The sequence below is a fragment of the Arthrobacter sp. TMN-49 genome (assembly GCF_054511095.1).
The window spans coordinates 50,797-63,455 of record NZ_JBTNDH010000016.1 but is presented as its reverse complement, the minus strand read 5'-3'; the positions used below and the strand labels follow the sequence as shown (position 1 = coordinate 63,455).

Below are 12,659 nucleotides of genomic sequence, written 5' to 3'. Positions count from 1 at the left end.
GGCCGGGTAACACCCAGCAGCCCTGTGGGGCTAGCTGGCGTGGTGTGCCAGAACGCGTGTCAGCAACGCCTGTTCAACTTCTTCGTCTTCCTGAGATGACAGCAACTGCGCGGCGGCATGGGCATTGAGCTTGTGCTTGGCGATGTCTTCCCGAGTCAGCGAACGGACGGCGTCAACGAGGGCCTCGGTGGAGTAGTCCGCGGCAATGGCCCCCAGATCGTGGGCCTCAATCAACGCCGAGGTCTCCGGGGACGGGCTGAAAACGATGGCCAACCGGGCCTGGACGAAGTCGAAGAACTTGTTGGGCAGCATGAGTTTGTGGTTGGTGGTCTGGGGAGGAAGACTGAAGATTCCGACGTCGTATTGGTTCAGCGTGGCAGCAAGCTCGGTCGGGGCAACCGCATCATGGAAGGTAACCCGGTCACTGCCTGCAGCCAGGGCCTTGAGCTGTTCCCAATACTTGCCGCCGTCGCGCCCCTTGACCAAATACAGATCGAAGGTGTATCCCTCGCCCAGCTCGATGGCTGCCGTGATCATTCCTTCCAGGTTTCGTCCCGGAATGGCGGCGCCGCTGTGTGCCATTCTGACCACCCCGTCCTGCATGGGTGACGGGGACAGGTCCTTGAAGGGTGCAGCGTTCCGCACCACCTCGGACGTGCAGCCGAAGCGAGCGTCGTACAGGCGGCCGATGGAGCCGTTGACGGCCGTGACGGCTTCGGTTCGGGGCAGGTATTCCTTGCAGACGTAGGTCATGAACGGCTTGACCAGCAGCCGCCAGGACAGCACATGGGCGCGTTCCTCAGGCGCCCACTCATGCATGTCCCCCCAGACGGGGGTTGCCGGGGATGACTCCGCCGCCAGTGCGTGTGCCAGTGGCAGCGCGCGTGCTTCATTGGCCACGATGAGGTCGTATTTTTTTCCGGTGGCCAGGGCCAGGGCGCTCTTCACTGCGGGGGCATCCAGCATCACGGACTTGAAGCGGTGCAAGGCAAGTTTGGCCACCCCGGGGATGGTCTGCGGCAATGAGGGTAGCGCAGAGTCCACTTCCAGATGGTGGGTGGCATCCTTGGGCTGGTCCCCGTAGCTGAGCGTCGTCACATCCCCAAACCCGGACAGTACGGCCAATTGGCGCAGGACCCTCGAATCCACATTGATATCTGAAAAAGAAATGCACAGAATCTGGGGCTTCATGGGGTCCTTCATGGAGTTGTTGGCAGGCTGCGTGGTCAAGACCGGACGCGGGGTTCGGGTGCCTTCATGCACAAAAACCCTGATTCCAGCTTACTGCATTGGCGTCGAGCACCAAGGCGGGGCCCCAGCCAGGCATCGCATAGAATTGCTGGTTGCAGGGTGGTTCCAGATTCCAGGGCGCCCGCAAGATGGCCTGGCGCGAACGCGCAGCCCGAATGAAAGTTGGTAATTCCTTGAAAGTGGCAATCACCAAGGGCAATTTGCGGATCCCCCCTACGTATTTTGCTGTCAGCCACGCACAGCACATGAAGGCTGAGCACGAGTTCCGCTTTTTCACACTGAACGCGCACATTGAAGATGGCGCCACCAGTATTCCGGTTGAGCAGGCAATTCCCTTCGAGAAGTTCCTGAGCTTCGAGCAACGGAACCACCTTTTGCCGTTTTTTGAACGCTCACTGGGCAGGCGGATCGCCAAATTCGAGCCGGCGGTAATTCACCAGCATTTTGGTACGTGGGCGACTGCCGCGGTAACCGCGAGCAGGACGAGCGGCATTCCGTTGCTCACCACTGTGCACGGTGCCGATGTGCACCTCATGACCAGCGGACTGTCGTCACCCATGGCACGTGCAAACAGGCGAAGCGTCGTTTCAGCGTTTGCCCAGAGCAGCAAGGTCCTGGCTGTGAGCAAGTACCTCGCCGGACTGGCTGTGGGGGCAGGGGCAGATGCCTCAAAGCTGGAGATTCACTACCAGGGGATCGACACGGACTATTTTGTTCCCACCGACAGCCTCAGAAGCAGCGACGAGCCGACGGTATTGTTCGTCGGCAACCACAGCATCGCCAAGGGTGCCCGAGACGTTTTCCAGGCGTCGGTCCAGGCCCAGACAACGTCGCCGCACCGGCTTCTCATGGTGGGCGGGGGGCCGTTGGTTGATGAGCTGAGGAACGAGTCTGCACAGCACCGCCACATTGAAGTGCTCGGACCCAAGCCGCGCGAGGAAATCTTGCCGCTGCTCCAAGGGGCAACGGTTTTCATGTCAGCAAGCCAGCTGTTCAAGGGATGGACCGAAGCCGCCGGTTTGGTGAACCTCGAAGCCCAGGCCTGCGGGGTTCCCGTTGTGGGCTATGCCAACGGCGGGATTCCGGAAATGGTGTCACCCCAGGCAAGCACGCTCGTTGAAGAAGGCAACACTCACCAACTAGGCAATGCCCTGTCCGAGTTTTTGCAGCTCGATTCGCAATCAAGTGCCGCACTGCGACAGTCGGCCCGCCAATTTGCCGTGTCCGAGCGTTCCCTTGAAGCCAGTTGCCGACAGCTGAACGATCTCTATGAAAGCGTTTCCGGCGCCGGCCGATGACGCCAGCCCGGGCCGTCACCACGCGCCTTCAATAGTTACTGCCCGTCACGGGACAAAGGACAGCAGATCTCTGGCCAGCGCGTCGCTGAGGACGGCGTTGCTGCCTAGGATGACGATCTTTTGTGGTTTGAGCCGTTTGAGTTCGGTGGTGATGGCCGCGGGCAGGGTGTTGCCCTTGGTCAGGAGCACTGGCCCGTTTTGGGTGCCTGCTGCGGCGGCCCCGGAGAGGGCGTCGGGAAAGGTGGTGCCGTTGGCGACGTAGGCGACTTTGACGCCGGGAGCGAAGGTGCTCCGGGAGACTGCTGCGGATGTCTCGTACCTGTCCCGGCCGCCCGCCCTGCTGACTGTTGGTGCGTAGCTCTTCAGGGTGTTCTGGACCGCGTCGCTGAGGACGGCGTTGCTGCCTAGGATGACGATCTTTTGTGGTTTGAGCCGTTTGAGTTCGGTGGTGATGGCCGCGGGCAGGGTGTTGCCCTTGGTCAGGAGCACCGGCCCGTTTTGGGTGCCTGCTGCGGCGGCCCCGGAGAGGGCGTCGGGAAAGGTGGTGCCGTCGGCGACGTAGGCGACTTTGACGCCGGGAGCGAAGGTGCTCCGAGAGACTGCTGCGGATGTCTCGTACCTGTCCCGGCCGCCCGCCCTGCTGACTGTTGGTGCGTAGTTCTTCAGGGTGTTCTGGACCGCGTCGCTGAGGACGGCGTTGCTGCCTAGGATGACGATCTTTTGTGGTTTGAGCCGTTTGAGTTCGGTGGTGATGGCCGCGGGCAGGGTGTTGCCCTTGGTCAGGAGCACCGGCCCGTTTTGGGTGCCTGCTGCGGCGGCCCCGGAGAGGGCGTCGGGAAAGGTGGTGCCGTCGGCGACGTAGGCGACTTTGACGCCGGGGGCGAAGGTGCTCCGAGAGACTGCTGCGGATGTCTCGTACCTGTCCCGGCCGCCCGCCCTGCTGACAGGTGAATACGGCACAACCTTTGGACTCCAGGCGGATGCGGGAGAGTTGCCTGCGGCATTCGTGGCAGTCGCCCTAAACGCGTGGGCGGTTCCATTGGCCAAGCCATTGACGGTGCAGGAGCCGGAGGCCGCCGAAATGGTGCACCGGGAGCTTCCCGGCGTCGCGGTAATTGTGATGGAGGTAGCCGTCGATCCGGAGCTGTTCCGGGCGGCGGTGACAACGGCTTTTCCGTTCCCGGCCACGGCTGTCGGTGATGCCGGTTGGCTGGGCGGCTGCGGGGGATTAATGGCTTCAGCCCCGGCAATTAAATACGCAGCCCATCCGTGGCCGATCTGCTTTACTGCACCGAATGATCCGTTGCCGGGCACGCCAATGTGGTCAAGTGTCCCGGCGGCCGTGCGACGAAGCAAGCCGGCGGAATCATTGCCCGTAAAACCGGTGGAAACTGTCACGCTGGTGAAAGCGGACCATCGCGTGCCTACGGTTTTTCGAGGCTCGGCGACGAATGAGCCGGTTCCGTTGGATCGGTACAGCTTGAGCAGGCCCGTGGCATCCTGGGCCAACAAGTCCTGACGGCCGTCGCCGTCAAAGTCGATCATGGTCAGGTTCAGATTGTTCCAACCCTGACCTATTTGCTTGGGTGCACCCAGAGTGGAACCAGCATCATTGCTCCACAACTGCAGGACCCCTGTTGCCGACCTGGTGATGATTTGCGGGAACCGGATCGAACTGCGCCAGTAGCCGATGGTCATCTGGTGACTGCCCCAGCCGGATGTGGCAAGAGTTGTGGGTGCTTTGAAGCCACCGCCGGACTTGCCTGTGTAGACGGTCAACTTCCCGGATTTCCATTGGGCCACGAGGTCCAGAGTGCCGTCAGTATTCCAGTCGATGACGTTGATGGAGCGCAGGCCAGTCCAACCGCTGCCAATCTTCTTGCGGCTGCCAAGGCCTCCGGTGCCGGTGGCCGGGTAGTTCCACAAGGTGCCGGCAGAGTCGGCAGCAACGAGGTCCGCCGGAGAGGGGATCGAAGGCGGGGATGGTGGAGGGGTGACGGTTGAGCCCCCTTTTACTGCAAATGTCTTCAGGCTGGCTTCCGTGCCGTTCCAAACGTTTGAGTCGCCCGCGAACGGGCCATTATGATCGTTGAACTGCCAAACGCTGTAGGATTTCCAGCCTCCCATCATCCAAGGCGACGACGCGCCGTAGGCTGCGATGTGCAGTGGTTGTTGCGCAAACGCGGTGGAGTTGCCCGTGCAGTCCAGCCACCAATAGTAGGTTGTGTAGATCATTGGCAAGCGCCCGGTTCGGGCGGCGACTCGATTTGAGAACGCCTTGATCCAGGCCGTCATTTGGGAAGGACTCAGACCATAGCACTCGTCGCCATAGGGGTTCGACTCCATGTCCAGCAGCGGAGGCATCGTCTTGCCGTCGGCGCTCCATCCGCCACCATTGTTGACAAAGAAATTTGCCTGCGAGATTGCATCGGAACGGTTCGGCAGGGCGAAGTGATAGGCGCCCCGGAGCATGCCAACTTTGGTGGCACCTTGGTACTGGGATGAGAATGAGGCGTCGACCATGCCAATGCCTTCGGTTGCCTTGGCGTAGGCAAAACGCACGCCCAGGGACCACTGGTGCTTCCAGTCGACGGAGCTGGTGGGACCGCCAACGGGATTCGCCTGATATCCGCTGACGTCGACCCCGGGAACTCCCGCTGGAATCCCGCTGAGCGCCAGTGGTTGCGCAGGCTTGGCTTGCGAGAGCATGGGGCTTTGACGGGGACTGGCCGGGGGCTTGACACCGGCCGTGCGTTGTTCCTTGGCGAGGCTGCTTCCCATGTAGGCGCCGTACTTCTCAACGTCGGCCTGGGATGGCACAAAACCGGGCGTACTTCGTTCCGTGGCGGGGACGGGCGGGGACGTGGACTCTGGGGCTTCAGTATCAGCTTCCGGCGCAGCGTTGAGCGAAGGGGTTTTCGTTTCTTCGGATGTGGGGTCCGCGATCGCCGTCGTTGGCGGATCCACTGGCGCGGCCAAAGCGGGCGCTGCCCCCAACGCGAGCGCTAGAGTTGCGCCCAACAGTCCGGATCCTGCAATCTTCATGGCGCTGGCGTAAATCGTGCCAGCGGATTGGTGGTTTAGCCTAGACTGAGTCGAAAACATAAGCAAGGGCTCCGGAGGGTAAGGGACTGGTGGCGTATCGGGGTCGCAATCGTTTCGGAGGAACGCAAGACTTGGTCACGACCCAGCCAGCTTACTATCCCAAGTTACTGAAGTGACGGATGTATGGGATGGGATCTACCGTAGCGGATGTTTGAGCCGTATAGGGTGGAATGTATGAAAGTTCTCGTGACCGGCGGCGCCGGCTATATAGGTTCACACACAGTCCTTTGCTTGCTGGAAGCCGGGCACGACGTCGTCGTCCTGGACAATCTCGTAAACTCCTCAGCGGAATCGCTGCTCCGGGTCGAAGAGCTGACCGGCAAGCATCCGAAGTTCGTCGAGCTTGACTTGCTGGATGCTGCAGGCGTTGACACGCTTTTCACTGATGAACGCTTTGACTCTGTCATTCACTTTGCCGGGCTGAAAGCCGTGGGAGAGTCCGTGGCAGAGCCGTTGCGCTACTACCAGAACAATATTGTCGGCACTCTGAATTTGTTGGCTTCTATGGATAAACACAAAGTCCGGACCCTGGTCTTTAGTTCCTCCGCGACTGTGTACGGTGCCAGCGAAGAAGTGCCACTGATAGAGAAGATGCCCCTGGATGCGACGAACCCCTACGGTAGGACCAAAGAACAGATCGAGGATATCCTCACCGACCTAGGTGCAGCAGATCCAACCTGGCGTGTGGCCCTGTTGCGGTACTTCAATCCCGTGGGGGCGCACGAGTCAGGCCGCATTGGCGAGGACCCCACGGGAGTCCCGAACAACCTTTTGCCTTTCGTGGCCCAGGTTGCAGTGGGGCGACGCGAGAAGGTCATGGTATTCGGCAATGACTATTCCACGCCTGATGGTACGGGCGTGAGGGACTACATTCATGTCATGGATTTGGCTGCTGGACATTTGGCCGCCCTGGACTACTTGCCGTTCCACGAAGGCGTATTCCGCTGGAACCTTGGAACTGGCAACGGGTCCTCAGTCTTGGAGGTCATTCAAGCGTTTGGCGAGGCGGCCGGCAAGCCCGTCCCGTTTGAATTTGCGCCCCGGCGACCCGGAGACGCCGCGGTCAGCTACGCCGATCCGTCGGCGGCCCTGGCCCATCTTGGCTGGTCTGCCCACCGAAACCTGGCACAGATGTGTGAAGACCACTGGCGCTGGCAATTCAACAATCCTCAGGGCTATAACGCCTAACATGTCTTGATACTGTCTAGACGGCCCATGTGTAAGTTATGGGCCGTCTTGACCGTGGGCAGTTAGCATCCGTCGATTCGATAGAGTTTCGCGTGGCCTTCTTGGTCCAAGAGTGTCAATCCAGTAGTCTGCGCTAACTGTTCCGATGTTGGAAAGGGTTTGTCCATTTCGTTGATTTGCTGACTCCCAAAATCCAGCAGGTAGAACGAATTAAGGCTCGTGATCGCGTCACAGACTTTCGGATCCCTTTCCATCTCCGACAGATGGCGGAGGATGACCATCTCCTGAGGCGTTGGCGAGGAACTGACCGCTGGAAGTAGAACATGTCGACTCCCCAAGGCATAGACCAATGATGCTCCAGTGGCTGGGTTTGCGATCACGGTTGCATCCGCTGGAATGGTCTGGTGCACTCGCGCAATCAGAGCGGCCTCATTTGTGGAGAGAAGCGGCGCCTCCGGCGATATGCTGTAGCCGCTTCGAGCGCGTTCAACGGCACTGTCGACCGAGTTGTCCTGTGCCATGACACCCAGACCAGCGGCCGCCAGGCTTCCTACGGTCAAGGCGGAGACCCAGCGACGGGGGTGTCCTACCTGGTTGGCCTGCAGTTTTAGACACGCTAGATCAAACAGCCAAATAGTGCCAAAGACCGCAACGGCGATCCCGATGACCGGCAGGAGCGCGGCCAAGCGGTAGCTGTCGTTGTAGAAAACGCCAGTTAGTGATGTGCGCAGCGCGCCCTCTTCGAAGCCGGACACCACTACATATAAGAAAGTGCCTACGGCCAATGTGCCCACTAGCCAGACTTGCTTTTGGCTGCGCACGAGCGCATAGAGCCCTATAACTGTCAGGCAGACAACAACCCAGGAGATGGGGCCTCGCATAGGGGCGTTGGCTACAGCCTCACCTAGGGCTTGTGCGATGGTTTGGGTCGGGAGCCAGAACGAGGCTTTTTCGCTCGGCCGGAACTTATCCCAAACGAACTTTAGTATGAACGAATACGCGACTATTGCAGCAACAGACGCCATCAGCCAGGGCCATGCCAGTTCATGAACATGAGCCGCGCGCAGTCTCATGTAAAACCAGTATGCAATAAGTGGCAACGCGAAGGCTCCGAGCACGATTGCGATGCTGGGATGACTTAGTGTAAGCCCGGGAAGAAGCGCTATCAGCAGAATCAGGCCTCTTAGAGTCCCGGGATGACCGACTCTGGTTACTCTGAGAACATCCGCTACGAGCCCAATGGCGACTGGCAGCAAGGCAATGGCCAGGAAGTTGGGATACAGGACTCCAAACCCGAGCAAAAGATAAGGGAATGCACTGAACGCCCCGGCTAGTGCCCCGGTCATCAAGTAAACGGCGGGCCGGCTGCCCAGCACACGCGTTGTCAGGTACATGGATGAGATTGTCCAGACCAGTGAGCCAATGATGATGTTTGACGCGTTGAGGCTTACTGGGATGGTGGACCCGGCCAGCTGCGCCACTAGCGAGACAAGACCATGCCAGACTGCCGGATAGAACGATCCTGTTGCCAATGGGTCGAGACTTGCAAGTTGCATCGACGAAGCATTGCCGGTGTCCAAGATGTAGCGCACGGCGTTCAGATGGAACACATTGTCATACGTTTGGGAAATGTTTTCTGGCGAAATGAAAACCCTGGTCAGTCGCCAGCCAAGAACTGCGGCCGCAATAGTCAGGCCTCCGATGAGCCCCGCGACGGTTGCGTTGGGAGGGCGAACCCAGAGTGAAACAGCGTCTTTACGGTGCTTAATTTCCACCAAGTAGCGGATACCCAAGGCGGCGCCCGCTACGACCATGGTCACAATGAGCAGAACAATTGGCGTCCAGCGGATATTCGCCGATTGGGCAAAGATGGCACCGGAACCAATCAAGCTCATGGTCAACGGGGCAGACAATGCCAGCCAAGTGATACCGCGGGCTCCCAGCGCCCGTGCCAAGATGGCTCCGGGCAGGAAGATGAGCGCCGCTGCCACTAGCAGGGTTGGAACGGTGTCAAACCAATTCATGAAATTTGGAAGCTCTCCTATGGGGCACAAGCCCATTAACGCCCCCAGGCAGATCGTGGGCTCATGTGATTGTAACAACTGCACTTGTGCTGAGTTGACGAGATCGCTGAATGCCAGGTTAGGGGGGCGAGTTTGAGCCGAGTCTTGGCCAGCGGGTTTTTGGCCGATCCTGAAACGGCGAATCCGCCACGTCGGGCAGTTTGGCCAGACAATAGATTTGCAGATTTCGCGTATCCCAACTCAATCCTGAGATGACTCCCAACGAGTAGGACACTCAGTAGTCCCTACCATCACAGTGTTATCCACAGCGTGTTTTTTGCCACTGGCGCGCCCCGGAGACGAGGGCTATGCTCCTGAACACAGGGTAGGCGAACGCCGCAAAGGGGCGGAAGTGGTTTGATTGGATGCACTGGCACTCGTTGAGGATGAAGTCCGTGAACTCATCCGCCGCAAAGGCCTCGATCCGCTCCGGCAAGGCTCCGAGGTGCGGGCGCTGGTTGATGCAGCCATCAACGACTACGGTGAACGGTCTCTCCTGGGTGCCGTCCCAGCCCTGGCGCAAGGCGACGACGCCCGACGGCACGTTTATAACGCCGTCGCCGGTTTCGGCGTACTCCAGCCCTTCCTCGATGACCCGGATATAGAAGAGATCTGGATCAACGCCCCCGACCAGGTGTTTGTGGCACGGCACGGCGAGTCGGAGCTGACGGGTGTCAGCTTCACCGCCCAGCAGGTGCGGGACTTGGTGGAGCGCATGCTCAAGAGTTCCGGGCGGCGACTGGACCTCAGCTCACCCTTTGTGGATGCCGCGCTGCCGGACGGGAGCCGCTTGCACGTGGTGATACCCGACATCACCAGAAACCATTGGGCGGTGAATATTCGCAAATTTACCGCCCGGGCCAGCAGGCTTGACCACTTGGTGGAGTTGGGGTCCCTCACCCCGCAAGCAGCCCGCTTCCTGGGCGCCGCCGTCAGCAGCGGGTTGAACATTCTGGTCTCCGGCGCCACTCAGGCCGGCAAAACGACCATGCTCAACTGTCTTGCCGCCGGGATTGGCTCGCGCGAGCGGGTGGTCACCGTGGAGGAGATTTTCGAGTTGAGACTGCCACTGCGCGACGTGGTGGGGTTGCAATGCCGCCAGCCGAACCTTGAAGGGGCCGGTGAGATACCGCTGCGGCGCCTAGTCAAGGAGGCGTTGCGCATGCGCCCGGACAGGCTCATTGTGGGCGAGGTGCGCGAGGCAGAGAGCCTGGACATGCTCATAGCACTCAACAGTGGGCTTCCAGGAATGGCAAGCGTTCACGCCAACTCCGCCCACGACGCCGTCGTGAAGATTTGCACGCTGCCACTTTTGGCCGGGGAGAACATCACCGCGGCCTTTGTGGTGCCAACGGTGGCCGCCTGCATCGACCTGGTGGTGCACTGTGTCAGGGCGCCCAACGGCAAACGCAGTGTGGGGCAGATTCTGGCGTTGGGACGCCGGGTGGAGAACGGCATTATCGAGTCGGGACTGGTGTTCAGCACAGTCAACGGCATCCTGAGCGCCTCCGAGACAGCCATGCCGGCGCCGGAAAAATTTGCTGCTGCCGGGTACAGTGTGGCCACCTTGATGGGCGATTCCTAGTGTCCGCCGTGGTGGGGCTGTTGGCCGGGATGGGGTTGTTCCTGATCTGGGGTGCCTGTTGGAGCACCCCAGCCCGCCAGCGCTCGCCGGGGCATGCCAGTAAAATGGCGCAACTGCTGCAGCGGGCCGGGCTGCCCCAAGTCACTCCCGCATCCCTGGTCGTCAGCGCCGCAGGGTTCGCGGTGTTGGTGGCGCTGCTGGTCTTTGTTCTCACGGGGGCTCCGGCCATCGCCGCATGTTTTGCGTTGTTGAGCGGCTATGTTCCGTTCGCTCTGTTGCGGGCTAGGGCGCGACGCCGGACGGCTGTCATGCGCGAACTCTGGCCTGAGGTTGTGGACCACTTGCGCTCAGCCATCCGCGCTGGTCTTTCCCTGCCTGAAGCATTGGTTCAGCTGGGCGCCAAGGGCCCCGTCCAGTTGCGCGAGGAATTCCAATCCTTTGGGGCCGACTACCGGGCGACAGGTCAATTCGAGGGTGCGCTGCAAAAACTCAAGATCAGGCTGGCGGACCCCGTTGCGGACAGAATTATTGAGGCGCTAAGGCTGACCCGAGATGTGGGTGGTACTGATTTGGGCAAGCTCCTGGGGACCCTCTCCGAATTCCTGCGCGACCACGCCAGGACTCGAAGCGAACTTGAAGCCAGACAGTCCTGGACTGTCAACGCTGCACGGCTGGCTGTGGCAGCGCCGTGGATAGTCCTCATGCTGATGGCCACCAGGCCCGAGGCGATAGCCGCCTACAACTCCCCGGCGGGGTGGGCGGTGCTCGGGGGCGGGCTGCTGATCTCGGTGATCTGTTACCGGGTCATGTTGCGCATTGGTGCCTTGCCACAGGAGCAACGGGTACTGCAATGAACGTGCACCAGTTGGTTGTTGTTGCTGCCGGGATAACACTGGGCGCGGGGCTGTGGCTGATTCTCATCAGGCTCCCCGCCATGCGCAGGCCCAGCTTTGCCCAGCGCGTGGAGCCACAACTTCGCTCGGTGACCAGCCGTTCCAAACTCTTGGACGGTGATGAGGAACGCGCGCTCTTTGGCCCGTTGGAGCGGATCTTCCGGCTGGTCTTGTCCGACGCTGCGCACAGGTTGGGGCGATTCAATGTCAGCGTGCACGGACTCAGCGCCCGGCTGGAGCAGGCGGGACGCAGCGAGTCGGCGCTGGAATTTCGGGCCACGCAGCTCTTGTGTGCTGGTGCCGGGCTCGTCGCGGGAAGCCTGGTTTCGCTCTTTCTCCTGTGGCAGGGCAGCATCAACCTCCTGGGCGCGGTGGCGTTGGCGGTCGGCCCCATGGTGAGCGGGTACGTGCTGTACGACTATTTGCTCGGCACCCGGATCCGGCGCCGGCAAACACGCATGCTCGCCGAATTTCCAGCGTTGGCGGAACTCATGGCCCTGGCGGTGGGGGCGGGGGAGAGCGCGGCAAGCGCACTGGAGCGGGTGGCACGCACCTCCAACGGGGTGCTCTCGGTTGAGTTTGGCAAAGTCCTAGCCCAGACCCGTACTGGCATGCCGTTGGTGGAAGCCCTGAGCCAGTTTTCTGACCGCGTCAACGTTGGTGCACTGGCGCGCTTTGTCGACGGTATTACCGTCGCAGTCAACCGGGGCACGCCACTTGCCGATGTGCTCCGTGCCCAGGCCCAGGACGTGCGTGATGTGGCCAAACGGGAGCTGATGGAATCGGCCGGGCGCAAGGAGATAGCCATGATGGTGCCGCTCATTTTTGGGGTGCTGCCGCTGACGGTCGTTTTTGCCGTCTTCCCCGGCCTGGCCTTGCTGCAGCTCGGCTTCTAATGAACAGCCCCATGAACCCAACCAGACAATCGCTTCAGGAACTCAAGCAGCATTATTCGGAGAGGAAGCACCATGCTAATCATGAACAAAATACTGGGGCTGGGCGTTGCGGTGCTGATAGTGGGGAAACAGCTACTCATGACGTTGACACGGCGCCTGAGTCAGCTGTTTCCGCGGTTTGCCCTACGCCCGGCAACGGACCGAACACGCGCCGACGTGCCCGGCTGGGTGCTCATCACCTTGATGAGTGCTGTGCTGGTGGCTGGGCTGCTGGCCATCGCGGGGCCTGCCCTGGAAAGGCTCTTCAACCAGGCCATGGACCAGGTTCAGCCCTAAAGGCAACGACGGCCCGCACCAACACCAGGCAAGCGGGTGCGGCC

Annotated in this window: 9 protein-coding genes; 6 read left to right on the top strand and 3 right to left on the bottom strand. The window is 60.7% G+C overall.

The window, feature by feature from the left end:
* Nucleotides 1–30: 30 nt before the first annotated feature.
* Nucleotides 31–1,191 (bottom strand): glycosyltransferase family protein, encoded by a 1,161-nt coding sequence (locus ACX80E_RS09375; protein ID WP_459301644.1) that lies wholly within the window; start codon nt 1,189–1,191, stop codon nt 31–33.
* 188 nt (nt 1,192–1,379) lie between these two features.
* On the opposite strand from ACX80E_RS09375, the gene ACX80E_RS09370 reads away from it, so the two are divergent.
* Nucleotides 1,380–2,549, top strand: coding sequence for a glycosyltransferase (locus ACX80E_RS09370; protein ID WP_459301665.1), 1,170 nt, complete (start codon nt 1,380–1,382; stop codon nt 2,547–2,549).
* A 45-nt stretch (nt 2,550–2,594) separates the two neighbouring features.
* Here the strand turns inward: ACX80E_RS09370 and ACX80E_RS09365 are convergent, their stop codons facing one another.
* A complete protein-coding gene (locus ACX80E_RS09365; protein ID WP_459301643.1) occupies nt 2,595–5,594 on the bottom strand; it encodes a cell wall-binding repeat-containing protein in 3,000 nt (999 codons plus the stop codon).
* 234 nt (nt 5,595–5,828) lie between these two features.
* On the opposite strand from ACX80E_RS09365, the gene galE reads away from it, so the two are divergent.
* Nucleotides 5,829–6,842 (top strand): UDP-glucose 4-epimerase GalE, encoded by a 1,014-nt coding sequence (gene galE / locus ACX80E_RS09360; protein ID WP_459301642.1) that lies wholly within the window; start codon nt 5,829–5,831, stop codon nt 6,840–6,842.
* Nucleotides 6,843–6,904: 62 nt separating this feature from the next.
* On the opposite strand, the gene ACX80E_RS09355 is transcribed toward galE, so the two are convergent.
* Nucleotides 6,905–8,866, bottom strand: coding sequence for a DUF6541 family protein (locus tag ACX80E_RS09355; protein ID WP_459301641.1), 1,962 nt, complete (start codon nt 8,864–8,866; stop codon nt 6,905–6,907).
* Nucleotides 8,867–9,266: 400 nt separating this feature from the next.
* On the opposite strand from ACX80E_RS09355, the gene ACX80E_RS09350 reads away from it, so the two are divergent.
* The 4 genes from ACX80E_RS09350 to ACX80E_RS09335 all read left to right on the top strand — a co-directional run bounded on the left by ACX80E_RS09350 (nt 9,267) and on the right by ACX80E_RS09335 (nt 12,615).
* Nucleotides 9,267–10,490, top strand: coding sequence for a CpaF family protein (locus ACX80E_RS09350; RefSeq protein WP_459301640.1), 1,224 nt, complete (start codon nt 9,267–9,269; stop codon nt 10,488–10,490).
* Nucleotides 10,490–11,344, top strand: coding sequence for a type II secretion system F family protein (locus ACX80E_RS09345; RefSeq protein WP_459301639.1), 855 nt, complete (start codon nt 10,490–10,492; stop codon nt 11,342–11,344). The genes ACX80E_RS09350 and ACX80E_RS09345 overlap by 1 nt, the downstream gene beginning before the upstream one ends.
* The gene (locus ACX80E_RS09340; RefSeq protein WP_459301638.1) at nt 11,341–12,279 is read left to right on the top strand and encodes a type II secretion system F family protein; all 939 of its coding nucleotides are present in this window, start codon (nt 11,341–11,343) and stop codon (nt 12,277–12,279) included. Before ACX80E_RS09345 ends, ACX80E_RS09340 begins: the two co-directional genes overlap by 4 nt.
* A gap of 138 nt (nt 12,280–12,417) precedes the next feature.
* Nucleotides 12,418–12,615 (top strand): hypothetical protein, encoded by a 198-nt coding sequence (locus tag ACX80E_RS09335; protein ID WP_459301664.1) that lies wholly within the window; start codon nt 12,418–12,420, stop codon nt 12,613–12,615.
* The last annotated feature ends 44 nt before the right edge of the window (nt 12,616–12,659 follow it).

Coding starts and splice junctions, on each gene's coding strand:
- ACX80E_RS09375 (WP_459301644.1), bottom strand. CDS start 1,191: ATGAAGCCCCAGATTCTGTGCATTTCTTTTTCAGATATCAATGTGGAT.
- ACX80E_RS09370 (WP_459301665.1), top strand. CDS start 1,380: ATGGCCTGGCGCGAACGCGCAGCCCGAATGAAAGTTGGTAATTCCTTG.
- ACX80E_RS09365 (WP_459301643.1), bottom strand. CDS start 5,594: ATGAAGATTGCAGGATCCGGACTGTTGGGCGCAACTCTAGCGCTCGCG.
- galE (WP_459301642.1), top strand. CDS start 5,829: ATGAAAGTTCTCGTGACCGGCGGCGCCGGCTATATAGGTTCACACACA.
- ACX80E_RS09355 (WP_459301641.1), bottom strand. CDS start 8,866: ATGAATTGGTTTGACACCGTTCCAACCCTGCTAGTGGCAGCGGCGCTC.
- ACX80E_RS09340 (WP_459301638.1), top strand. CDS start 11,341: ATGAACGTGCACCAGTTGGTTGTTGTTGCTGCCGGGATAACACTGGGC.
- ACX80E_RS09335 (WP_459301664.1), top strand. CDS start 12,418: ATGACGTTGACACGGCGCCTGAGTCAGCTGTTTCCGCGGTTTGCCCTA.